Annotated in this window: 22 protein-coding genes and 3 tRNA genes; 11 read left to right on the top strand and 14 right to left on the bottom strand. The window is 60.3% G+C overall.

Annotated elements, in window-relative coordinates:
* From VMP31_RS11190 to fabI, 4 genes are read left to right on the top strand one after another with little or no spacing between them, the layout of a single operon-like run.
* Positions 1 to 1,074, top strand: a complete 1,074-nt coding sequence (locus VMP31_RS11190; RefSeq protein ID WP_325507076.1) for a microcin C ABC transporter permease YejB — start codon at positions 1 to 3, stop codon at positions 1,072 to 1,074.
* A 1-nt stretch (position 1,075) separates the two neighbouring features.
* Positions 1,076 to 2,095 (top strand): ABC transporter permease, encoded by a 1,020-nt coding sequence (locus VMP31_RS11195; RefSeq protein WP_325507077.1) that lies wholly within the window; start codon positions 1,076 to 1,078, stop codon positions 2,093 to 2,095.
* Between the two features lies 1 nt (position 2,096).
* Complete coding sequence (locus VMP31_RS11200; protein ID WP_325507079.1) at positions 2,097 to 3,704, top strand: ABC transporter ATP-binding protein; 1,608 nt, start codon at positions 2,097 to 2,099, stop codon at positions 3,702 to 3,704.
* A gap of 30 nt (positions 3,705 to 3,734) precedes the next feature.
* A complete protein-coding gene (fabI, locus tag VMP31_RS11205; protein WP_275962620.1) occupies positions 3,735 to 4,529 on the top strand; it encodes an enoyl-ACP reductase FabI in 795 nt (264 codons plus the stop codon).
* Positions 4,530 to 4,671: 142 nt separating this feature from the next.
* On the opposite strand, the gene VMP31_RS11210 is transcribed toward fabI, so the two are convergent.
* The 9 genes from VMP31_RS11210 to VMP31_RS11250 all read right to left on the bottom strand — a co-directional run bounded on the left by VMP31_RS11210 (position 4,672) and on the right by VMP31_RS11250 (position 13,610).
* Positions 4,672 to 6,549, bottom strand: coding sequence for a SurA N-terminal domain-containing protein (locus VMP31_RS11210; RefSeq protein ID WP_325507084.1), 1,878 nt, complete (start codon positions 6,547 to 6,549; stop codon positions 4,672 to 4,674).
* A gap of 217 nt (positions 6,550 to 6,766) precedes the next feature.
* On the bottom strand, positions 6,767 to 7,039 hold the full coding sequence (gene hupB / locus VMP31_RS11215) for a nucleoid-associated protein HU-beta (RefSeq protein WP_010490206.1): 273 nt from the start codon (positions 7,037 to 7,039) through the stop codon (positions 6,767 to 6,769).
* Between the two features lie 137 nt (positions 7,040 to 7,176).
* On the bottom strand, positions 7,177 to 9,573 hold the full coding sequence (gene lon / locus VMP31_RS11220; protein ID WP_325507086.1) for an endopeptidase La: 2,397 nt from the start codon (positions 9,571 to 9,573) through the stop codon (positions 7,177 to 7,179).
* Positions 9,574 to 9,723: 150 nt separating this feature from the next.
* Positions 9,724 to 11,004: an ATP-dependent Clp protease ATP-binding subunit ClpX gene (gene clpX / locus VMP31_RS11225; RefSeq protein WP_325507088.1), complete on the bottom strand. Its 1,281-nt coding sequence runs from the start codon at positions 11,002 to 11,004 to the stop codon at positions 9,724 to 9,726.
* Positions 11,005 to 11,115: 111 nt separating this feature from the next.
* The gene (clpP, locus tag VMP31_RS11230) at positions 11,116 to 11,751 is read right to left on the bottom strand and encodes an ATP-dependent Clp endopeptidase proteolytic subunit ClpP (RefSeq protein ID WP_275962616.1); all 636 of its coding nucleotides are present in this window, start codon (positions 11,749 to 11,751) and stop codon (positions 11,116 to 11,118) included.
* A gap of 91 nt (positions 11,752 to 11,842) precedes the next feature.
* Positions 11,843 to 13,153: a trigger factor gene (gene tig / locus VMP31_RS11235; RefSeq protein ID WP_325507090.1), complete on the bottom strand. Its 1,311-nt coding sequence runs from the start codon at positions 13,151 to 13,153 to the stop codon at positions 11,843 to 11,845.
* Between the two features lie 130 nt (positions 13,154 to 13,283).
* A tRNA-Leu gene (locus tag VMP31_RS11240) sits at positions 13,284 to 13,368 on the bottom strand.
* 55 nt (positions 13,369 to 13,423) lie between these two features.
* Positions 13,424 to 13,499: transfer RNA gene (locus tag VMP31_RS11245), tRNA-His, on the bottom strand.
* 34 nt (positions 13,500 to 13,533) lie between these two features.
* Positions 13,534 to 13,610, bottom strand: a tRNA-Arg gene (locus tag VMP31_RS11250).
* Positions 13,611 to 13,880: 270 nt separating this feature from the next.
* On the opposite strand from VMP31_RS11250, the gene folD reads away from it, so the two are divergent.
* From folD to VMP31_RS11285, 7 genes are all read left to right on the top strand, one after another.
* A complete protein-coding gene (folD, locus tag VMP31_RS11255) occupies positions 13,881 to 14,735 on the top strand; it encodes a bifunctional methylenetetrahydrofolate dehydrogenase/methenyltetrahydrofolate cyclohydrolase FolD (protein ID WP_325507092.1) in 855 nt (284 codons plus the stop codon).
* Positions 14,736 to 14,891: 156 nt separating this feature from the next.
* Complete coding sequence (gene tusD, locus VMP31_RS11260) at positions 14,892 to 15,284, top strand: sulfurtransferase complex subunit TusD (protein ID WP_325507093.1); 393 nt, start codon at positions 14,892 to 14,894, stop codon at positions 15,282 to 15,284.
* 1 nt (position 15,285) lies between these two features.
* A complete protein-coding gene (gene tusC / locus VMP31_RS11265; RefSeq protein ID WP_325507095.1) occupies positions 15,286 to 15,645 on the top strand; it encodes a sulfurtransferase complex subunit TusC in 360 nt (119 codons plus the stop codon).
* On the top strand, positions 15,645 to 15,944 hold the full coding sequence (gene tusB / locus VMP31_RS11270) for a sulfurtransferase complex subunit TusB (protein ID WP_325507096.1): 300 nt from the start codon (positions 15,645 to 15,647) through the stop codon (positions 15,942 to 15,944). The genes tusC and tusB overlap by 1 nt, the downstream gene beginning before the upstream one ends.
* Positions 15,941 to 16,276 (top strand): TusE/DsrC/DsvC family sulfur relay protein, encoded by a 336-nt coding sequence (locus VMP31_RS11275; RefSeq protein WP_325507098.1) that lies wholly within the window; start codon positions 15,941 to 15,943, stop codon positions 16,274 to 16,276. The genes tusB and VMP31_RS11275 overlap by 4 nt, the downstream gene beginning before the upstream one ends.
* Entirely contained in the window at positions 16,273 to 17,256 is a 984-nt protein-coding gene (locus VMP31_RS11280; protein WP_325507100.1) for a glycosyl transferase family protein, read from the top strand. Before VMP31_RS11275 ends, VMP31_RS11280 begins: the two co-directional genes overlap by 4 nt.
* An 87-nt stretch (positions 17,257 to 17,343) precedes the next feature.
* Positions 17,344 to 18,342 carry a glutathione S-transferase family protein gene (locus VMP31_RS11285; protein ID WP_325507102.1) on the top strand — a complete coding sequence of 333 codons (999 nt, stop codon included), beginning with the start codon at positions 17,344 to 17,346 and terminating at the stop codon, positions 18,340 to 18,342.
* 24 nt (positions 18,343 to 18,366) lie between these two features.
* Here VMP31_RS11285 and cysG read toward each other — a convergent pair whose 3' ends face one another.
* From cysG to lolA, 5 genes are all read right to left on the bottom strand, one after another.
* Complete coding sequence (cysG, locus tag VMP31_RS11290) at positions 18,367 to 19,755, bottom strand: siroheme synthase CysG (protein ID WP_325507104.1); 1,389 nt, start codon at positions 19,753 to 19,755, stop codon at positions 18,367 to 18,369.
* Between the two features lie 71 nt (positions 19,756 to 19,826).
* Positions 19,827 to 21,107, bottom strand: a complete 1,281-nt coding sequence (gene serS / locus VMP31_RS11295; RefSeq protein ID WP_325507107.1) for a serine--tRNA ligase — start codon at positions 21,105 to 21,107, stop codon at positions 19,827 to 19,829.
* A 124-nt stretch (positions 21,108 to 21,231) separates the two neighbouring features.
* The gene (gene crcB / locus VMP31_RS11300; RefSeq protein ID WP_325507109.1) at positions 21,232 to 21,612 is read right to left on the bottom strand and encodes a fluoride efflux transporter CrcB; all 381 of its coding nucleotides are present in this window, start codon (positions 21,610 to 21,612) and stop codon (positions 21,232 to 21,234) included.
* Positions 21,609 to 22,934 (bottom strand): replication-associated recombination protein A, encoded by a 1,326-nt coding sequence (locus VMP31_RS11305; RefSeq protein ID WP_325507111.1) that lies wholly within the window; start codon positions 22,932 to 22,934, stop codon positions 21,609 to 21,611. The genes crcB and VMP31_RS11305 overlap by 4 nt, the downstream gene beginning before the upstream one ends.
* 32 nt (positions 22,935 to 22,966) lie before the next feature.
* Positions 22,967 to 23,593, bottom strand: coding sequence for an outer membrane lipoprotein chaperone LolA (gene lolA, locus VMP31_RS11310; RefSeq protein ID WP_325507113.1), 627 nt, complete (start codon positions 23,591 to 23,593; stop codon positions 22,967 to 22,969).
* Positions 23,594 to 23,596: the final 3 nt, after the last annotated feature.

The following is a 23,596-nucleotide window of genomic DNA, read 5'->3' on the forward strand; positions in this document are numbered from 1 at the left end:
ATGCTGGCGTATATCTTCCGTCGCCTGCTGCTGATCATCCCCACCCTGTTCGGCATTCTGCTGATCAACTTCATCATCATCCAGGCCGCTCCCGGCGGCCCGGTCGAGCAGATGATCGCCAAGCTGGAAGGCTTTGAAGGTGCCACCAGCCGCATCGCCGGCGGAGGTGCCGAGGTCTCGGTGGCCGGCTCCAACTACCGTGGTGCTCAGGGTCTGGACCCCGAGCTGGTGGCGGAAATCGAGCGCATGTACGGCTTCGACAAGCCGGCCCCGGAACGCTTCTGGCTGATGCTGAAAAGCTATGCCCAGCTCGATTTCGGCTCGAGCTTCTTCCGCGATGCCGAGGTCATCGACCTGATCATCGAGAAGATGCCGGTGTCGATCTCCCTGGGGCTATGGAGCACCCTGATCATGTACCTGGTGTCGATCCCCCTGGGGATCGCCAAGGCCACCCGGCATGGCAGCGCCTTCGACGTCTGGACCAGTTCAGCAATCATCGTCGGCTACGCCATCCCGGCCTTCCTGTTCGCCATTCTGCTGATCGTGCTGTTCGCCGGCGGTAGCTATTTCGACTGGTTCCCGCTGCGCGGGCTGACCTCGAACAACTTCGACGAGCTGAGTTTTAGCGGCAAGCTGCTCGACTACTTCTGGCACCTGGCGCTGCCCGTCACCGCCTTGGTCATCGGCAACTTTGCCACCCTGACCCTGCTGACCAAGAACAGCTTCCTCGACGAGATCAACAAACAGTACGTGACCACCGCCCGGGCCAAGGGCCTGACCAACAACGGCGTGCTCTACGGCCATGTATTCCGCAACGCCATGCTGATCATCATCGCCGGCTTCCCCTCGGCCTTTATCGGTATTTTCTTCACCGGCTCCCTGCTTATCGAGGTGATCTTCTCCCTCGACGGCCTCGGCCTGATGAGCTTCGAGGCGGCGATCAACCGCGATTATCCGGTGGTGTTCGGCACCCTGTTTATCTTCACCTTGCTCGGGCTGGTAGTGAAATTGATTGGCGACATTACCTACACCCTGGTCGATCCGCGTATCGACTTCGAAAGTCGGGAGAGTTGAGATGAAACTGTCCCCTATCAACCAGCGACGCTTCCAACTGTTCAAGGCCCACAAGCGCGGCTGGTGGTCGCTGTGGATCTTTCTTGCGCTGTTCTTCGTCACCCTGGGTGCCGAACTGATCGCCAACGACAAACCGCTGGTCGTGCAGTACGACGGCGAACTGTATTTCCCGGTGCTCAAACGCTACCCGGAAACCACCTTTGGCGGCGAATTCCCGCTCCAGGCCAACTACAAGAGCCCCTATATCCGCGAACTGATCGAACAGAAAGACGGCTGGATGCTCTGGCCGCCGATTCCCTACAGCTACTCCAGCATCAACTACGACCTGCAGGTGCCGGCCCCCGCGCCGCCGTCCGCAGAGAACTGGCTGGGCACCGACGACCAGGGCCGCGACGTATTAGCCCGGGTGATCTACGGCTTTCGCATCTCGGTGCTGTTCGCCCTGATCCTGACCCTGGCAAGCTCGGTGATCGGCGTTTTCGCCGGCGCCCTGCAGGGGTTCTACGGTGGCTGGGTCGATCTGGCCGGACAACGCTTTCTGGAAATCTGGTCCGGCCTGCCGGTGCTCTACCTGCTGATCATTCTGGCCAGCTTTGTACAGCCGAATTTCTGGTGGTTGCTGGGCATCATGCTGCTGTTCTCCTGGATGAGCCTGGTGGATGTGGTGCGCGCCGAGTTCCTGCGTGGACGCAACCTGGAATACGTGCGCGCCGCCCGTGCTCTGGGCATGGAAAACGGCGCGATCATGTTCCGCCATATCCTGCCCAACGCCATGGTCTCAACCATGACCTTTATGCCCTTTATCCTCACTGGCGCGATCGGCACCCTGACCGCTCTGGACTTCCTTGGCTTTGGCCTGCCGCCGGGCGCGCCGTCCCTGGGCGAGCTGGTGGCCCAGGGCAAATCCAACCTGCAGGCCCCTTGGCTGGGGATCAGCGCCTTTGCGGTCCTGGCCCTGATGCTGAGTTTGCTGGTGTTTATCGGCGAAGCGGCGCGCGACGCCTTCGACCCGAGGAAATAAGATGACCGAATCGAACAACCTCATCGAAGTGCGCGACCTGGCCGTCGAGTTCGTCACCGGCAACAGCAGGCAGCGCGTGGTGGAGGCGGTCAGCTTCGATATCAAGCGCGGCGAAACCCTGGCTCTGGTCGGCGAAAGCGGCTCGGGCAAGTCGGTCACCGCCCACTCGATCCTGCGTCTGCTGCCCTACCCGCTAGCCCAGCATCCGAGCGGCAGCATTCATTACGCAGGGCAAGACCTGCTCAAGCTGAACGAGAACAAACTGCGCGGGATTCGCGGCAACCGCATCGCCATGGTCTTTCAGGAACCCATGACCTCGCTCAACCCGCTGCACAGCATCGAGAAGCAGATCAACGAGGTGCTGGCCCTGCACAAGGGCCTGAGCGGCAAGGCCGCCACCGCCCGCACCCTGGAGCTGCTCGACCTGGTGGGCATCCCCGAACCGCACAAGCGCCTCAAGGCCTACCCCCACGAGCTCTCCGGCGGTCAACGGCAACGCGTGGTGATCGCTATGGCCCTGGCCAACGAGCCGGAACTGCTGATCGCCGACGAGCCCACCACCGCCCTGGACGTGACCGTACAACTGAAGATCCTCGAACTGCTCAAGGACCTGCAGAGCAAACTGGGGATGGCCATCCTGCTGATCAGCCATGACCTCAACCTGGTCAGGCGCATTGCCCATCGCGTCTGCGTGATGCAGCGCGGCCACATCGTCGAACAGGCCAGCTGCCAGACCCTGTTCCACTCCCCGCAACACCCCTATACCCGCGAACTGCTGGGCGCGGAGCCCAGTGGCGGCCCCGTTGACCTGCCCCCGGGCAAGACCATGCTCGAAGTCGAGAACCTGCGCGTCTGGTTTCCGATCAAGAAAGGCTTGCTGCGCCGCACGGTCGACCACGTCAAGGCTGTGGACGGGATCAACTTCAGCCTGCCCCAGGGCCAGACCCTGGGCATCGTCGGCGAAAGCGGCTCGGGCAAGTCCACCCTCGGCCTGGCGATCCTGCGCCTGCTCGGCAGCCAGGGCGGCATACGCTTTCAGGGGCAGGCCCTGGACGGCCTGTCGCAGCATGAAGTACGGCCGCTACGCCGGCAGATGCAGGTGGTCTTTCAGGACCCCTTTGGCAGCCTCAGCCCGCGCATGTCGGTCGGCCAGATTGTCGGCGAGGGTTTGCAGATTCACCGCATGGGCAGCGAAGCCGAGCAGGAACAGGCAATTATCGACGCCCTGGTGGAAGTGGGCCTGGACCCGGACACCCGCCATCGCTACCCCCACGAGTTCTCCGGCGGGCAGCGTCAGCGGATTGCCATCGCCCGCGCCCTGGTGCTGAAACCGGCGCTGATCCTGCTGGATGAGCCAACCTCGGCCCTCGACCGCACCGTGCAGCGCCAGGTGGTTGAGCTGCTACGCTCGCTGCAGGCCAAATACAACCTGACCTACCTGTTTATCAGCCACGACCTGGCGGTGGTCAGGGCCCTGAGCCACCAGGTCATGGTGGTCAAACAGGGCAAAGTGGTGGAACAAGGCCCGGCGGCACGTGTCTTTGCCGCGCCACAGGACATCTATACACAGCAGTTGCTGGAAGCGGCCTTTATGGTCCCAGCTGACTAATTCTTGTAGACAGGAAGAGGAACAACACCCATGGGTTTTCTAAGCGGCAAGCGCGTACTGATCGTTGGCGTCGCCAGCAAACTGTCCATCGCCTCCGGCATCGCGGCAGCCATGCACCGTGAAGGTGCCGAACTGGCCTTCACCTACCAGAACGAAAAGCTCAAAGGCCGTGTCGAAGGCTTTGCCGCTGATTGGGGCTCAGGCCCTGAGCTGTGCTTCCCTTGCGATGTGGCCAACGATGAGGAAATCGCCTCGGTATTCGAAGCCCTGAGCAAGAAGTGGGACGGCCTGGACTGCATCGTTCACTCTGTTGGTTTCGCCCCGGGCGACCAGCTGGATGGTGACTTCACCGACGTCACCACCCGCGAAGGCTTCCGTATCGCCCACGACATCAGCGCCTACAGCTTCGTCGCCCTGGCCAAAGCCGGCCGCGAGATGATGAAGGGCCGTAACGGCAGCCTGCTGACCCTTTCCTACCTGGGTGCCGAGCGCACCATGCCCAACTACAACGTCATGGGCATGGCCAAGGCCAGCCTGGAAGCCGGTGTACGCTACCTGGCCGGCAGCCTCGGCCCAGAAGGCACCCGCGTCAACGCCATCTCCGCCGGCCCTATTCGCACCCTGGCCGCCTCCGGCATCAAGAGCTTCCGCAAGATGCTCGCCGCCAACGAGAAGCAGACCCCGCTGCGCCGTAACGTCACCATCGACGAAGTCGGCAACGCCGGGGCCTTCCTCTGCTCCGACCTGGCCTCGGGCGTCAGCGGTGAGATCATGTACGTCGACGGCGGCTTCAACACCACCGCCATGGGCGCCATGGAAGAGTAAGCAGTTAAATCGCAGCAATAAAAAAGGCCGCTTAGTTAAGCGGCCTTTTTTATGCGTTGCCATCCATGGCACTCACCCTTCGGGCCGTCGCTGCGCGACGTTAGAAATAGCTCCCTGCCATTTCTTTATTCAACGCTATCGATCAGAAGCGCTCGATATCAGCCTTGGCTTCCAGCTGCTTACGGAAGGCAGCGAAATCCTGCTGGCCAACGCGTGAGGCCAGGAAGCGGCTGTACATCGCCTTATCCTCATCGGACAGGGCTTGCTCGGGCTGGCTGACGCCGTTCAGACGCAGCACCACCAGGTCGCCGTTGTTCAGGCTGACAGTGGCAAAGCTCGGCGTGTCGGCATTGGCCGGTTTGGGCATGCGAAACAGCGTCTGCAACACTGCAGGCTCTACGCCCTCATGGCTCCGGGTAGCCGCTTCGACCACTTGCCAGGACTGCGCTGCGTCCGCCTGCTCTATCGGCGTCTGGCCGCTGCGCAGCGCGGTCAGCAGCGCCTCGCCCTTGGCCTTGACCGCTTCGCTGGCGCGCACCTTGGTCAGCTGATCACGGATGCTGTCCTGCACCTGCTCAAGCGGCAACTGCTCAGGCTTGCTGTGCTCCTTGACCCGCACCACCACCACGGTATCGGGATCGAGCTCAATCACGCTGCTGTTGCTGCCGTCTTCCAATACTTCGTCACTGAACGCGGCCTGGATCACCTGCCGATTGGCGCTCAGGCCTTCGCTGCCGCCCTGACGCCCGAAGGCTTCAGTCAGCTTGACCTCGAGGCCGAGCTCCTGGGCTGGCTGAACCAGATCGGAAGCTTCGAAAGCCGAATCCTCGAGTTCCTTGGCGACTTCGACAAAGCGCTGCTCGACCTGACGCGCCTTGAGATCGCGCTGCAGTTTTTCTTCCAGGCTGGCGAAGCTCGGCACTTCCGGTGCCTGCACGTCCAGGAGCTTGATCAAGTGCCAGCCGAACTCGCTGCGCACGGGTGCGGACACGGCATTCTCGTCCAGCGCATAGAGCGCTTCTTCAAAGGCCGGGTCATATACACCAGGGCCGGCAAAGCCCAGATCACCGCCCTCACCTGCCGAACCCGAGTCATCGGAGACTTCTTTGGCCAGCGCGGCAAAATCCTCACCCTGCTCCAGACGCTTCTGCACCTCGACCAGTTTGGCCTGGGCTTGTTCGTCATTCAGCGCGTCATTCACTTCCAGCAAAATATGCGCGGCGCGACGCTGCTCGGCCAGGTTGGCGATTTCATTTTCGTAAGCGGTCTGCAACGCCTCGGCGCTGACTTCCACCTGATCGAAGAATGCCGCCTTGTTCAGCTCGACATACTCCAGGACCACCTGCTCCGGGGTCATGAACTCGCTGGATTGGGCGTTGTAATAGGCCTTGATGTCATCGTCGCTGAGCACCACGGCATCGAGATCAGCCTGCAGCGTGAGGGTAGCGAAATCGCGGGTCTGTTTCTCCAGACTGGCAAACGCCTGCACCTGCTCATCGGTGACAAAACCGCTATTGGCCAGACCGGCACGCAACTGACCAATCAGCATTTCCTGCTCAAGCATCTGGCGGAACTGCAAACGGTTGTAGCCCAGCTGACGAATCACCTGATCGAATCGCTCGGCGCTGAATTTGCCATCCACGAGGAACTCGGGGGTTTGCAGAATCAACTGATCGAGGGCTTGTTGGGAAAATGCGAACTTGGCGTCCTTGGCCCCCTGCAGCAACACGGCGCGCTCAACCAGACCATTCAGGGCCGATTCGCGCAGCAGCTTCTCATCCAGCAAGGACGCATCGAAATCGCGGCCCAGTTGCTGCAGCAATTGACGACGCTGCATCTCGACAGCCTGACTCAGCTCCACCGTCGTGATTTTCTCGCCGTTGACGGCGGCGGCATTCTGGCTGTTGCTGGTGCTGGTGAAAATGGCATCGACCCCCGTCAGCGCCAACAGCGCGACAATGATGCCGATAATGGTTTTGGCAATCCAACCCTGTGAATTGTCCCTGATGTTCTGCAGCATGCGTCCCCCAGAACGACTGTACAAAATTAGCAGTCGCGCAGTGTGGGTAAAATCCGGATAGAAGAAAGGCGCATCAGAGGATGCGCCTTCTCGTAACTAACGAAGCGGAACGAAATGACAGTATCGATTCGTGATGGCCCGGAGATGCTGTCCGTCCGGGCTACCGCTCCGCTGCCAGGTCAGGTGTACTGACCTGGTGGGCAAGATCGAAAGCGGCTTAGTTAACAGCGTCTTTCAGAGCTTTGCCGGCTTTGAAGCCTGGAATCTTGGCAGCAGCGATGCTGATCGGGTTACCAGTTTGCGGGTTGCGGCCGGTACGAGCAGCGCGCTCTTTGACAGCGAAGGTACCGAAACCAACCAGTACTACGGAGTCGCCCGCTTTCAGAGCACCAGTAACGGATTCAATTACTGCGTCCAGCGCACGGCCAGCGACAGCTTTTGGGATATCAGCAGATGCAGCGATGGCATCGATCAGTTCCGACTTGTTCACTCTTAAGTCCCCTTAATTTCTATTGAGTTTGTTTCTTGCTTTTAAGTGTAAGCAAAGCGGGTGCTGGATGGCCTGCTGACACAATAAGAGCCGCTTTATAACAAGGGCTTCAAAATTATGTCAAGGAAGCCCTCCGGCTAATGCGTGCTGATTCGCTCCTTGGAGTCAGACTCGCGCTTGTCATCCTTTGCAACTATCTCGGGAGCCGCATCAGGCAAGGGCTCCGGGGCGTATTGCAGCGCAATTTGCAGGACTTCGTCAATCCATTTAACCGGTTTAATCTGCAAGTCCTGCTTAATATTCTCGGGAATTTCCTTCAAATCGCGCACATTCTCTTCGGGAATGATCACTGTTTTGATTCCACCACGGTGCGCCGCCAGCAGTTTTTCCTTGAGACCACCAATCGCCAGAACCTGCCCGCGCAAGGTGATTTCACCGGTCATTGCCACATCGGCGCGCACGGGAATCTGGGTCAAGGCCGAAACCAGCGCCGTACACATGCCAACGCCGGCGCTGGGGCCATCTTTGGGGGTTGCCCCCTCCGGCATATGGATATGGATGTCCTGCTTCTCATAGAAGTCCACAGGCACGCCCAGGCTCTTGGCGCGACTTCTGACCACGGTTTGCGCCGCGGTGATCGATTCGAGCATCACATCACCCAGTGAGCCGGTCTTGATCAGCTGGCCTTTGCCAGGCACCACAACCGCTTCGATGGTCAGCAGCTCGCCGCCCACCTGGGTCCAGGCAAGGCCTGTGACTTGGCCAATCTGATCCTGCAACTCGGCCAGACCGTAGCGGTGCTTGCGCACACCGAGGAAATGTTCGAGCGAGTCGGCCGTAACGCTGACCTGGAAGCGCTTCTCGGTGGAGTGTTCCTTGACCACCTTGCGGCATACCTTGGCAATCTGCCGCTCAAGGCCACGCACGCCGGCTTCGCGGGTGTAGTAGCGAATGATGTCGCGGATCGCCGCCTCATCAAAAACCAGCTCGGCTTTCTTCAGACCGTTGGCCTGAACCTGCTTGGGTGCCAGGTACTTGATGGCGATATTGATTTTTTCGGCTTCGGTGTAGCCCGGCAGGCGAATAACCTCCATGCGGTCCAGCAATGCCGCCGGAATATTCATGGAGTTGGCCGTGCAGAGGAACATCACATCCGACAGGTCGTAATCGACCTCCAGATAGTGATCGTTGAAGTTGTGGTTCTGCTCTGGATCGAGCACTTCAAGCAGCGCCGACGCAGGATCGCCACGCATGTCCTGACCCATCTTGTCGATTTCGTCGAGCAAGAACAGCGGGTTGCGCACGCCAACCTTGGTCATTTTCTGAATCAGGCGACCCGGCATGGAACCGATATACGTGCGCCGGTGACCGCGAATTTCCGCTTCGTCGCGCACACCGCCCAAGGCCATTCGCACGAACTTGCGGTTGGTGGCACTGGCAATCGACTCAGCCAGCGAGGTTTTACCCACGCCAGGCGGGCCAACCAGGCAGAGCACCGGACCCTTGATTTTCTTTACCCGCTTTTGCACGGCGAGGTATTCAAGGATGCGCTCCTTGACCTCGTCCAGACCGTAATGGTCGGCATCGAGGATCGCTTCGGCGCGCGCCAAATCCAGGCGCACCTTGCTCTGGGCCTTCCACGGCACATTGACCAGCCAATCGATATAGGAGCGCACCACGGTGGCTTCGGCCGACATCGGCGACATCTGCTTGAGCTTGTTTAGCTCGGCATTGGCCTTGGTGTGGGCCTCGGCAGTCAGCCCGGCATTCTCGATGCGCTTTTTCAGCTCATCGAGTTCGTTATGGCCTTCCTCGCTATCGCCAAGCTCTTTCTGAATGGCCTTCATCTGCTCATTCAGGTAGTACTCGCGCTGACTGCGCTCCATCTGCTTCTTGACCCGGCCGCGGATGCGTTTTTCCACCTGCAGCAGGTCGATTTCGGCATCCAGCAGAGCCAGCACATGCTCGACCCGCGCCTGCAGATCGGTGATTTCCAGGATTTCCTGCTTCTGCTCGATCTTCAGCACCATATGCGCAGCCATGGTGTCGACCAGACGCCCCGGCTCATCGATGCCGTTGAGCGAGGCCAGTACCTCGGCCGGGACTTTCTTGCCCAGCTGCACGTACTGTTCAAACTGGCTGAGCAGGCTGCGGGTAAAGACCTCGGACTCGCGCTCGGCAACCTCGACCTCATCGATCAGCTGCACCTCGGCGCGGCAGTGGCCTTCGACCTCGATAAAGCGCTCGACTTCGCCGCGCTGCTCGCCTTCGACCAGCACCTTGACGGTGCCATCCGGCAGTTTCAGCAGCTGCAACACAGTGGCTACGGTACCGACGCGATAGAGACCGGCTTCATCCGGATCATCGTCGGCGGGATTCTTCTGCGCGAGCAGCAGAATCTGCTTCTCGCCCGTCATGGCCGCTTCTAAGGCCTCGATGGATTTTTCGCGCCCGACGAACAATGGGATGACCATGTGCGGATAGACCACAACATCGCGCAGCGGCAGGAGAGGCAATTCGATGGTTGTCTTCATGATATTCGGCTCTACGTCGGCCTTGCGGCCGTGAACAGATGGGATGACCCTTAGCCCTAAGATGGGGGCAGCCCCAACAAAAAACAAGCGCTGCCATAGCAAAAGCAAAGGGGCCCGCAGGCCCCTTGCTTTCAACATGTTGCAAGCCTGTTACGCGTCAGGCGCAGCCTTGGCTGGCAGCTCGCTGTTTTCATAAATCAACAGCGGCTTGGAGGTGCCATCGATCACGCTCTCATCGATAACCACCTTGCTGACGTCGGACTGCGACGGGATCTCGTACATGGTATCGAGCAGGACACCTTCGAGAATCGAACGCAGGCCGCGGGCACCGGTCTTACGCTCAAGCGCCTTGTGGGCAACCGACTTCAGCGCATCCGGACGGAATTCCAGCTCTACCCCTTCCATCTCAAACAGCTTGCCGTATTGCTTGGTCAAAGCATTCTTCGGCTCAGTCAGAATCTGCACCAGAGCCGCTTCGTCCAACTCATCCAACGTGGCGATAACCGGCAAGCGGCCCACGAACTCAGGAATCAGACCAAACTTGACCAGATCATCAGGCTCAACGGCGCGCAGTGACTCGCCAATTTTCTTGCCCTCTTCCTTGCTGCGTACTTCTGCGTTGAAGCCGATACCACCCTTGGTCGAGCGGCCCTGGATGACTTTTTCCAGGCCAGAGAACGCACCACCGCAGATAAACAGAATGTTGCGCGTATCAACCTGCAGAAATTCCTGCTGCGGATGCTTGCGACCACCCTGCGGTGGTACAGAGGCAACCGTGCCCTCGATCAGCTTGAGCAGTGCCTGCTGCACGCCCTCGCCCGATACGTCGCGGGTAATCGACGGGTTATCCGATTTGCGCGAAATCTTGTCGATTTCGTCGATGTAGACGATGCCCATCTGGGCTTTTTCCACATCGTAATCGCACTTCTGCAGCAGCTTCTGAATAATGTTCTCGACGTCCTCACCGACATAACCGGCTTCGGTCAGGGTGGTGGCGTCGGCGATGGTGAAGGGTACGTTAAGCAAACGTGCCAGGGTTTCGGCCAGCAGAGTTTTACCCGAGCCAGTCGGACCAATCAGCAGGATATTGCTTTTGCCCAGTTCGACATCATCTTTCTTGTCGCGCTGATTGAGGCGCTTGTAGTGGTTGTACACCGCTACCGCCAAAACCTTCTTCGCACGCTCCTGACCGATCACATACTGATCGAGGATGGTGCTGATTTCTTTGGGAGCAGGCAATTTATGCGCGCTGCTCTCGGCCTGGGCTTCCTGCACCTCCTCGCGGATGATGTCGTTGCACAGGTCGACGCACTCGTCGCAGATAAAGACCGAGGGGCCGGCAATCAATTTGCGCACTTCATGCTGGCTTTTGCCGCAGAAGGAGCAATAAAGCAGCTTGCCGTTGTCCTCGCCGTTGCGGGTGTCAGTCATTCGTTCAATCCAATCCGGTAGGCTTGAAACACAAGATGAGGGCAAATGCGGGCATTTTCAAGCCCGCCGGCGGCCGGGCACGCCGACCTGCCCTATTTTGAGCTGCTTATATTAAGCGGGGCGCTTCTCAATCACTGCGTCGATCAACCCGTATTCACGAGCCGCTTCGGCGCTCATGAAATTATCACGATTGGTATCGCGCTCGATTTCTTCCAAGGTGCGCCCACTGTGCTTGGCCATCAGCATGTTGAGACGCTCACGGATGAAGAGGATTTCCTTGGCGTGAATTTCGATGTCCGACGCCTGGCCTTGGAAACCGCCCAGTGGCTGGTGAATCATCACACGCGAGTTCGGCAGGCAGTAACGCTTGCCCTCAGCACCAGCGGTCAGCAGGAAAGCGCCCATGCTGCACGCCTGACCAATACAGGTGGTGGACACGTTAGGCTTGATGAACTGCATGGTGTCGTAGATCGACATACCCGCCGTCACCGAACCACCTGGAGAGTTGATGTAAAGATGTATGTCCTTGTCCGGATTTTCCGCTTCAAGGAATAACAGTTGCGCACAGATCAGGTTGGCCATGTAGTCCTCTACAGGGCCGACAAGAAAGATCACTCGCTCCTTGAGCAGGCGCGAATAGATATCGTAGGCGCGCTCACCGCGAGCCGTCTGCTCGACAACCATGGGTACCAGGCCGCCAGCGGCTTGGATATCAGGCATTTGTTGCATAAAAGGATTGCGGGACATGCGTGCACTCGCTCCCTAAATAGTCATGTCACAAATACGCATAAGCCAGCACGGAGGCTGGCTTATGGCGTGTTCGAACGAGGTAAAGAAATCAGGCGGCTTGCGGAGCTTCCACCGGCTTGACAGCTTCTTCGTAAGAGACCGCTTTATCGGTCACGTTGGCCTTCTGCAAAACAGTATCTACAACTTGCTCTTCGAGCACAACCGAACGCACTTCGTTCATTTGCTGGTCGTTTTTGTAGTACCAGGCCACAACCTGCTCAGGCTCTTGATAAGCCGAAGCCATTTCTTCGATCATTACACGGATGCGCGCTTCGTCCGGCTTCAGCTCGGTCTGCTTGACCACTTCAGCGACGACCAGGCCCAGCACGACGCGGCGCTTGGCTTGCTCTTCGAACAGCTCGGCCGGCAGTTGATCAGGCTTGAGGTTGCCACCGAACTGCTGAACGGCCTGCACACGCAGACGGTTTACTTCGTTACCGATCAGGGCCTTCGGCACTTCGATCGGGTTGGCAGCCAGCAGGCCGTCCATGACCTGGTTCTTGATCTTGGACTTGATGGCCTGGCGCAGCTCGCGCTCCATGTTCTTGCGCACTTCAGCGCGGAAACCTTCCAGGCCGCCTTCTTTCACACCGAACAGGGCGAAGAAGTCATCATTCAGCTCAGGCAGCTGCGGAGCGCTGATGCTGTTGACGGTGACGGTGAATTCGGCGGCTTTGCCAGCCAGATCAAGATTCTGGTAATCAGCCGGGAAAGTCGGGTTGATCACGCGCTCTTCGCCAGCCTTGGCACCCACCAGAGCATCTTCGAAGCCAGGGATCATGCGGCCGGAGCCGAGAACCAGCTGAGTGCCCTTGGCCGAACCGCCTGCAAAGGCTTCACCATCGACCTTGCCAACGAAATCGATATTCAGCTGGTCGCCATTTTCGGCGGCGCGCTCAACGGTTTCGAAACGGGTGTTCTGCTTGCGCAGGATTTCCAGCATGTTGTCGACATCGCTGTCGGCCACGTCAGCCTGCAGGCGCTCAATGGCAATGGACTCGAAACCGGCAACGGTGAATTCCGGGAATACTTCGAAGGTGGCAACGTATTCCAAATCCTTGCCCTTCTCGAAGGACTTCGGCTCAACGGCCGGAGCGCCAGCAGGATTGAGCTTCTGCTCGACCACGGCTTCATAGAAAGTGGACTGGATCAGGTCGCCCAGGGCTTCCTGGCGCGCAGCATCTTCGTAACGCTGACGGATCACGCTCATCGGCACTTTGCCGGGACGGAAGCCGGGAACCTTGGCGCGACGGGCAGTCTGCTGCAGACGCTTGTTGACTTCAGTCTCGATGCGCTCAACGGGAACGCCAACGGTCATACGGCGCTCAAGAGCAGAAGTGCTTTCAACAGAAACTTGCATGGATATTCCTCGTTGCACAGACATAAGCCGGCCGTTTACCGGCCCCTAATCAAGGGCATGCATTCTAGAGGCTGAATTTGCAGAAGTCACCCTAGATGCAAGCGGCAAACGGGAGGGAGCTAAAGAAAGATGGTGCGGACGGAGAGACTCGAACTCTCACGCCTTGCGGCGCTGGAACCTAAATCCAGTGTGTCTACCAATTCCACCACGTCCGCAGAGGTAAAACCTTGTATACAAAAACGCCAGGCTTTCACCTGGCGCTTTGGAATATGGGGTGGACGATGGGAATCGAACCCACGACAACAGGAGTCACAATCCTGCGCTCTACCAACTGAGCTACGCCCACCATATTGCATGTTGCTTGCGCCAAGACTGCCAAATGGCACGCCCGGCAGGACTCGAACCTGCGACCATCCGCTTAGAAGGCGGATGCTCTATCCAGCTGAGCTACGGGCGCCTATCCATCTGCAGCGCAGACTTAAAGCTTTCGGCTTAGGAAAAAACCTTGCGACTCTTACCTTTGCCGTCTTACCCAGCGACTGGCTGTGCTCGACAAGCGGGGCGAATGTTATAGAGGTGATTAACGGTCGTCAACAGGGAAGATCAAAAAAATTCAGCTATATAAAGGAGTTACGCGAAAACCGCGGCATGCGCCTTTGCCCCATCGCACGGTCATGCGAGAATGCGCGTCCTTTTTCCATCCTTTCTTTATGGTTAACCAAGCGCAATGACCGCACAACTGATCGACGGCAAAGCGATTGCCGCCAGCCTCCGCCAGCAGATCGCGCAACGCGTCGCCGAACGACGCCAGCAGGGCCTGCGCGCACCGGGTCTGGCTGTAATTCTGGTTGGTAGCGACCCGGCTTCCCAGGTCTACGTCTCGCACAAGCGCAAGGACTGCGAAGAGGTCGGCTTTGTTTCCCAGGCCTACGACCTGCCGGCCACCACCAGCCAGGACGAGTTGATGGCGCTGATCGAGCGCCTCAACGACGAGCCGAGCATCGATGGCATCCTGGTTCAGCTGCCGCTGCCCGAGCACCTCGACTCATCCCTGTTATTGGAGCGTATTCGCCCGGACAAGGATGTAGACGGCTTCCATCCGTACAATATCGGTCGCCTGGCCCAGCGCATGCCACTCCTGCGCCCCTGCACCCCAAAAGGCATCATGACCCTGCTCGAAAGCACCGGCGCCGACCTTTATGGCATGCATGCCGTGGTGGTGGGTGCCTCCAACATAGTCGGCCGCCCCATGGCCATGGAGCTGCTGCTGGCCGGTTGCACCGTCACGGTTACGCACCGCTTCACCAAGGACCTGCCAACCCACGTCGGCCAGGCTGATATCGTCGTGGTAGCCGCCGGCAAGCCTGGCCTGGTCAAGGGCGAGTGGATAAAGGAAGGGGCCATCGTTATCGACGTGGGCATCAATCGCCAGGCCGATGGCAAGCTGATCGGCGATGTGGTGTATGAAACCGCCCTTCCCCGCGCCGGCTGGATCACCCCGGTACCCGGCGGTGTTGGCCCAATGACACGCGCCGGCCTGCTGGAGAACACCCTGCACGCGGCGGAACACCTGCATAGCTGATTCGCCTCGTCCCGCCAGCAATAGACAGCGCCCCGACCCGCTCGGGGCTGTTTACCGACCTTGCGCTCACGCCTTCCCCTGGTTTTTTCCAGCCCTGATGCGCATGCTGGCCGCTCAGGCCTTATCATTTCGCCAGATGTCCTTGCCGGGTTTGCCATGAAATTCGCCATTGCCCTGTTCGCCCCTCCTCACGCGCCCTCCTCACGCCGCGCCCTGCGCTTCGCCCAGGCGGTGCAGGCGGGCGGGCACGAGATCGTCAGGTTGTTCTTCTATCAGGATGGCGTGCACAGCGCCTCGAGCAACGTGGTCAGCCCCCAGGACGAATTGGATTTAACCAGCGAATGGCGCGACTTCGTCCACACCCAGCAGCTCGACGGCGTGGTGTGCATTGCCGCCGCCCTGCGCCGCGGCGTTCTCGATGCCCAGGAAGCCCAGCGTTATGCAGCGGGTAGCGCCAACCTGCAGGCTCCCTGGGAGCTGTCGGGGCTTGGTCAACTGCATGAGGCGACGCAGCTGGCCGACCGCCTGGTGTGCTTCGGAGGGTCTTGAGATGAGCAAATCCCTGCTGATTATCAGCCGTCAACCGCCCTGGTCTGGCCCAACAGCCCGCGAAGCCCTGGATATCGCCCTGGCCGGCGGAGCCTTCGACCTGCCGATCGGCATGCTGTTTCTCGATGACGGAGTGTTTCAACTGAGCACGGCCCAGCAGCCCGCGACCCTGCAGCAGAAGGATCTCGGTGCCAATCTGCAGGCGCTGCCGATGTTCGGCGTGGAGTCACTCTACGCCTCGACCCGCAGCCTGCAGGAACGCGGCCTTGAGCAACAGAAGCTGCACCTGGCCGTTGAACTGCTGGATGACGCCGGCCTGACGGCGCTTGTCGCCCGCTACGATCAGGTGATAACCCTCTGATGACGACCCTGCATATGCTTTCCCATTCGCCCTTCAGCGATAGCCGTCTGAGCAGCTGCTTGCGCCTGCTTGGCCCCGGCGACGGCCTGCTGTTGTGTGGCGATGCCGTCTATGCCTTGCAACCGGGCAGCGCCCAGTGCCAGGCCCTGGAACTGATGCCCGAAAGCATTGGCCTGTTCGCCCTGGACGAAGACCTCAGCGCCCGCGCCATCACCGGCCCGCAACGCCTGCAGGCCGTCGACTACCCGGGCCTGGTGGAACTCAGCTGCCGTTTCGACAAGGTCAATAGCTGGCTATGAGCACCCTGGAGATCGACAACCACCACATTGCCCTGGACAAGGACGGCTACCTGCTCGACCTGGCCGACTGGTCGCCGGCGGTGGCTGAAGCCCTGGCCTGTCAGGAGCAGATCAGCCTGAGCGACGAACACTGGGAGATACTGCATCTGCTGCGCGACTTCTACGCCGAGTTCCAGCTGGCCCCGGCCAATCGCCCACTGATCAAATACGCCGCCCTCAAACTCGGCCCGAGCAAGGGCAACAGCCTGCACCTCAACCAGTTATTCAAAGGCACTCCCGCCAAACTTGCCGCCAAGCTGGCGGGCCTGCCCAAGCCGACCAATTGCCTATGAACCTCAGCACTCCAGCAGAACACCCCTTCGCCCAGTTCGTGCGCATCCTCGGCAAGGGCAAGCGCGGCGCGCGCAACCTGACCCGCGAAGAAGCCCGCGAAGCCATGGGCATGCTGCTCGATGACAAAGCCGAAGACAGCCAGCTGGGAGCCTTTCTGATGCTGCTGCGGCACAAGGAAGAAAGCGCCGAGGAAATGGCCGGCTTTGCCGAAGCAGTGCGCGAGCGCCTGCAAGTACCGAGCTTGCAGATCGACCTGGACTGGCCAAGCTATGCCGGCAAGAAGCGCCATCTGCCCTGGTTTCTGCTCGCCGCCAAGGCCCTGGCCAATAGCGGCGTCAAAATTCTTCTGCATGGCGGCGGTGCCCATACCGCCGGGCGCATGTACAGCGAACAGCTGCTCGAACAACTGCAGATCCCGCTATGCCGCAATTGGCGCGACGTGGAGCAGGCGATAAACACCCAGCACCTGGCCTTTATCCCCCTGGGCGACTGGATGCCACAGCTGCAGAAGATGATCGACCTGCGCAATATCCTTGGCCTGCGCTCCCCGATTCACTCGCTAACGCGCATCCTCAATCCGCTGAGCGCGCGCTGCGGCCTGCAGAGCATCTTCCACCCCGGCTATCAGGCGGTGCACCGCGAGGCCAGCCAGTTGCTCGGCGATAGCGCCATAGTGATCAAGGGCGAAGGTGGCGAGATCGAAATCAACCCGGATGCCACCAGCCACCTCTATGGCACGGCCAATGGCGAGAACTGGGATGAAGACTGGCCGGCACTGGCCGCTCAGCGCCACGTCAAGCCGCAGTCGCTGGACCCCGCCCACCTGACGGCCTTCTGGCGCGGTGAAACCAGCGATGATTACGGCCAGCTGGCCGTGCTAAGCACCATGGCCCTGGCCCTGCGCGGCCTGGGGCTTACTCGCGAGGATGCCCTGCAGCAGGCGCAGCAGCGCTGGGATGCGCGTCTTATATCGAATTAGTGAATATACCAGGGCAACTTTTTCCGCCTTTCTATCGATTCAAACCAGTTAGACTGATTGCCTCAGTGCACGCCAGAGGAATCGACTATGGGCTTGTTGATCGAAGGACGCTGGCATGACCAGTGGTACGACACCGCCGCAGACGGCCGCTTCCAGCGCGAAAACGCCCAGCGCCGTCACTGGATCACGACCGATGGCAGCCCTGGCCCCAGCGGTGAAGGCAACTTCAAGGCAGAGGCCGGGCGCTACCACCTGTATGTCTCCCTCGCCTGCCCCTGGGCCCACCGCACCCTGATTCTGCGCCAACTCAAGGGCCTGGATAAGTTGATCGATGTATCGGTCGTCAGCTGGCTGATGGCCGAGCACGGCTGGACATTCGACCAAAGCCACGGCTCCACCGGCGACTCTCTGGGTGGCTTCGAGTACCTGCATCAGCGCTACAGCGCCGACGACGCCCAGTACAGCGGACGGGTAACCGTGCCCCTGCTATGGGACAAACAGCAGCAACGCATCGTCAGCAATGAGTCCGCGGAAATCATCCGCATGTTCAACTCGGCTTTCGACGAGCTGACCGGCAATACCCTGGATTTCTACCCGACCGCCCTGCGAGGCGAGATCGAAGCGCTCAACCAGCGCATCTATCCCGCCATCAATAACGGGGTGTACCGCGCCGGTTTCGCCACCACCCAGGCCGCCTACGAGGAAGCCTTTATCGAGCTGTTCGCCGAACTGGACGCACTGGAAACACGGCTCGGCGAACAACGCTACCTAACCGGCGAATACCTGACAGAAGCCGACTGGCGGTTATTTACCAGCCTGATCCGCTTCGATGCCGTGTATTACGGCCACTTCAAGTGCAACCTGCGGCGTATTGAGGATTACCCGCAGCTCTCCAACTGGCTACGCGAGCTGTACCAATGGCCCGGCGTGGCGCAGACGGTAAACCTGCAGCACATCAAGCAGCATTACTACGGCAGCCACCGCAATCTCAACCCCAGCGGCATAGTGCCAAGCGGTCCGGCTCTGGACTTTGACCGCCCGCATGATCGCGCCCGCCTACCGGGCAAAGGCGTTGTGCGGCGCTAAACGGCGCTCGTCAGACAGGCAGAATCAGACGCCAGCTTGAGCGCCTTCGAACCAGGCCAGTTTTTCCCGCAACTGCACCACCTCGCCGACGATCACCAGGGTTGGCGCGTGCACCTCATGCTCGGCCACCAGTTGCGGAAGATTCGCCAAAGTGCCGGTAAACACCCGCTGGTTCTGCGTGGTGCCCTGCTGGATCAGCGCGGCCGGGGTCTCAGCGGCGCGTCCATGGGCAATCAGTTGCTGGCAAATCATCGGCAAGCCGACCAGGCCCATATAGAACACCAGGGTCTGGCTGGCAGCGGTGAGTTCCGCCCAGGGTAAATCGCAGCTGCCGTCCTTGAGGTGGCCGGTGACGAAGCGAACCGACTGCGCATGGTCGCGGTGGGTCAGCGGAATCCCGGCATAGGCGGCGCAGCCAGAGGCCGCAGTAATGCCCGGCACCACCTGAAAGGGAATGCCGTGGGCCGCCAGCTCTTCGATTTCCTCACCGCCGCGACCGAAGATAAAGGGGTCGCCGCCCTTCAGACGCAGCACGCGCTTGCCTTCTTTGGCCAGGCTGACCAGGCGTTGATTGATCTGTTCCTGGGGCAGTGCATGCGCCGAACGCTGCTTACCGACATAGATACGCTCGGCATCACGGCGGCACAGCTCGATGATGGCCGGTGCCACCAGGCGGTCGTAGAGCACCACATCGGCCTGCTGCATCAGGCGCAAGGCGCGGAAGGTCAGCAGATCCGGATCGCCCGGCCCGGCCCCCACCAGATACACCTCACCCAAGGCGCGCGGTGCAATACCGGCGATCTTTTCCTCGAGCAGGCGCTCGCCTTCCTGCTGCTTACCGGCGAACACGCTTTCGGCGATCTGACCCTGGAACACGTCTTCCCAGAACACCCGGCGTTGCTGCACATCGGGAAACAAGCCTTTGACCTGAGCGCGAAAACGCTTGGCCAGGCCGGCCAGCTGACCGTAGGTGGCGGGAATCCAGGTCTCGATCTTGGCGCGAATCAGGCGTGCCAGCACCGGCGCGTCGCCACCACTGGTGACGGCGATGATCAGCGGCGAGCGGTCGACGATGGCCGGGAAGATCACGCTGCACAGCTTCGGCGCATCCACCACATTGACCGGCAGCCCCAAAGCCTGGGCCTGGCGAGAAATCTCGGCATTCAGCGGCTCGTCGTCGGTGGCGGCGATGATCAGTGCCACCCCCTGCAAGTCTTCCGGCTGGTAACCACGCAGGAAAAACCCGCCGTCGCCGGCCAGGCTCTGCAGCTCGGCCCGAACCTCGGGGGCGACCACCCGCAGACGCGCCCCGGCATCGACCAGCAGACGCGCCTTGCGCAACGCCACTTCGCCACCGCCGACCACCAGCACCAGGCGATCCTGCAATTTATGGAACAGGGGAAGGAAGTCCATGGGTCAATCTCGCCAGAGGTAAAAAAACGGGGCGGCCATCGCCACCCCGTATTGTGCAGCCGAATTGCCTGTTAGCCGATTACTTCGATGCCGCCCATATAGGGCTTAAGCACCTCAGGCACACGGATACTGCCATCGGCCTGCTGGTAGTTCTCCAGCACCGCGACCAGGGTACGGCCCACCGCCAGGCCAGAGCCGTTGAGGGTGTGCACCAGCTCGGGCTTGCCGGTTTCCGGGTTGCGGTAGCGCGCCTGCATACGGCGCGCCTGGAAGTCGCCGCAGTTGGAGCACGAAGAAATCTCGCGGTACTTGTCCTGGCTCGGCACCCAGACTTCCAGGTCGTAGGTCTTAACCGCACCGAAACCCATATCACCAGTGCACAGCGCCAGCTTGCGGTACGGCAGCTCAAGCAGCTGCAGCACGCGCTCGGCGTTGGCGGTCAGACTTTCCAACGCTTCGAAGGATTTGCTCGGCTCGACGACCTGCACCATCTCGACCTTGTCGAACTGGTGCTGACGGATCATGCCGCGGGTATCACGGCCGGATGCGCCGGCTTCGCTGCGGAAACACGGGGTGTGGGCCACCAGTTTCAGCGGCAGTTGCTTGGCATCGAGAATTTCGCCGGCGACGATATTGGTCAGCGACACTTCGGCGGTTGGGATCAGGTACAGATCGGCTTCACCTTCGCGGCTGATCTTGAACAGGTCTTCCTCGAATTTTGGCAGTTGACCGGTGCCCTGCAGCGCCGGAGCCTGCACCAGATACGGCGTGTAGGCTTCTTCGTAGCCATGCTCGCCGGTGTGCAGGTTGATCATAAATTGCGCCAGAGCGCGGTGCATACGAGCGATAGGGCCGCGCAGCAAAGCAAAGCGCGCACCGGACAGCTTGGCCGCGGTTTCGAAATCCAGCCAGCCGTATTTCTCGCCCAGAGCCACATGATCCTGAATCGGGAAATCGAAGCTGCGCGGCGTGCCCCAGCGCGAGACCTCAACGTTGCCCTCTTCATCTGCGCCGACCGGTACCGACTCATGCGGCAGATTGGGGATATTCAGCAGCAGGTTGTCGAGCTCGCTCTGAATGCTGTCGAGCTCACGCTTGCCCTGCTCCAGATCGCTGCCCATCTGGTCCACTTCCGCCAACAACGGCGCAATGTCCTCACCGCGCTGCTTGGCCTGGCCAATGGATTTGGAGCGACTGTTGCGTTCGGCCTGCAACTGCTCGGTGCGGGTCTGCACGGTCTTGCGCTGGGCTTCGAGCGCTTCGAAGCGCGCAACATCAAGGACAAAGCCACGGGCGGCCAGGCGCTCGGCCACTTCATGGAGCTGGATACGAACGAGTTTGGAATCAAGCATGTTCTGGTCTCAACACATCACAAGGGTTTGCATGGCCTTGGCCATGACGCGCAATGCCGCGCAATGCCGCGCAGTTTAAGGCTTTAACAGGGTTGGGTGCCACACCACGCGTTAGCTGGCGCGGCTACTGGTAGAGACGCGCCAGGGCAAATCCGCCCCAGACGGCGAGCACGCCGCCGATCACGCTGCACAGCAGGTAGGCAAAGGCTTCATTGTGGCGGCCACCTTCAAACAGCTTGAGCAGCTCAAGGCTGAAGGAGGAAAAGGTGGTAAAGCCGCCGAGCAGGCCGATGATCAGGCCGCTACGCAATTCGATTGGCAGGTCGCTGCGCAGCAGAAACAGGCCGGACAACAGACCGATCAGCAGGCAGCCGACAATATTGACGGTGAAGGTGCCCAGGTAGAAATGTCGTGGCCACTGCGCCACCACCCAGCTGGCGGTAAGAAAGCGCAGCACAGAACCCACAGCACCACCGAGCGCAACCGCCATGGCCACGCGAATCATGGTTTTCTCCGCTGGCGAGGGCTGTTGCGGTCCTGGTTTTTCAAGTGCTGCAGCTTGTCGCGAATCTTCAGCTCCAGACCACGCGGCACCGGTTGGTAGTACTCGCGTGGCTCGAAGGTGTCGGGAAAGTAATCCTCGCCTGCCGCATAGGCATCGGGCTCATCGTGGGCGTAGCGGTATTCGTCGCCATAGCCCAGCTCCTTCAGAAGCTTGGTCGGGGCGTTGCGCAGATGCAGCGGGACTTCCTGCGAGCCATGTTCGGCGGCATCGCGCATGGCGGCATTGAAGGCGTTGTAGACCGCATTGCTTTTCGGCGCGCAGGCCAGATAGACAATCGCCTGGGCCACGGCCAGCTCGCCCTCGGGACTGCCCAGGCGCTCCTGCACATCCCAGGCGTTAAGACACAGAGTCAGCGCCCGCGGGTCGGCATTGCCGATGTCTTCGCTGGCCATGCGCACCACGCGTCGGGCGATATACAGCGGATCACAGCCACCATCGAGCATGCGCGCAAACCAGTACAGCGCACCGTCCGGGCTGGAGCCGCGCACGGATTTGTGCAGCGCCGATATCTGGTCGTAGAAGGCTTCGCCGCCCTTGTCGAAGCGCCGACGGGTATCGCCAAGCAGATTGAGCAGCAGTTCGCTACCGATCTCGCTGCCGTCTTCGGCCAGGTCGGCGGCGTTTTCCAGAAAATTGAGCAAGCGCCGGCCGTCACCATCGGCGGCGGCCTGGAGAATCTTGAAGCTTTCTTCCGGCAGGGTCAGCTGGCGTTCGCCCAGGCCTTTCGGGTCGCTCAAGGCGCGATCGACCAGCTTGCGCAGCGCGGTCTCATCCAGGCTTTTCAGCACGTACACGCGAGCCCGTGAGAGCAAGGCGTTGTTCAGCTCGAAAGAAGGATTTTCCGTGGTGGCACCGATAAAGATCAGCGTGCCGTCTTCCACGTAGGGCAAGAAGGCATCCTGCTGCGACTTGTTGAAGCGGTGCACTTCATCGACAAACAGGATGGTCTGGCGGCCATATTGCGCGGCGTGTTGCTGCGCCACTTCCACGGCCTGACGAATCTCCTTGACCCCGGAGAGCACCGCAGAAATCGTCTCGAAATGCGCATCGGAGACTTGCGCCAGCAGCCGCGCCAGGGTGGTCTTGCCGACGCCTGGCGGGCCCCAGAAGATCATCGAGTGCAGTGCACCCTGCTCCAGGGCTTCGCGCAACGGCTTGCCGCGCGCCAGCAAGTGCTCCTGACCGACATACTCGTCCAGGCTGGCAGCGCGCAGGCGGGCGGCCAGCGGCTGGGCAACGGGAGCCTTGCGAAACAGATCCATGACGGGGTTAAAGCCTCTTGCTGTAGGGCGCTCTACTCTTGAATCACGTCCGCGCCTTCGGGAACATCGAAGGTGAACAGGCCGTCATCCAGCGCCTCATTCATCTTCACCCCGAGGAACAGGATATTGGTGCGCTGACCGATGCTGTCGATCAGCTGCATATCGTTGAGCACCTTGTTGCGGAACGACAGACGCAGGCTGTCGAACAGGCTGTCCTTGGATTTTGGCTTGAGAATGAAATCGACCACATTGCCACTTTCGCTGTGGCTGATCTCGAAGTTCTCGCTGATCTTCGACACGTCACCGGACAACAGCAGGGCCGGGGTGTGGGTCAGGCGCTGATCCAGGGTCTGGATGGTGACCTGCTCAAGATCCGGGTCATACAGCCAGACTTTTTCGCCATTGGAGACCAGCAGCTGCTCCATCGGCGCATCGGTGTGCCAGCGGAACAGGCCAGGGCGCTTGAGCGCCAGCTGGCCGGCGGTTTCCTGCAACTGGGTGCCGCTGCCGTCCAGGGTCAGCTGGGAAAAGCGCGCACTGATGGTTTGCGCCTGGTTGAGCAACTCGGTCAGACGCTGCACGGCAAGCGAATCGTCGGCCACGGCGGCCACACTGGAAAAACTCAAAACTGTCAGCAACAACATGCGAATCAGGCGCATGGG

The organism is Pseudomonas sp. (assembly GCF_035512415.1).
In the GTDB taxonomy this organism is placed as follows: Bacteria; Pseudomonadota; Gammaproteobacteria; order Pseudomonadales; family Pseudomonadaceae; genus Aquipseudomonas.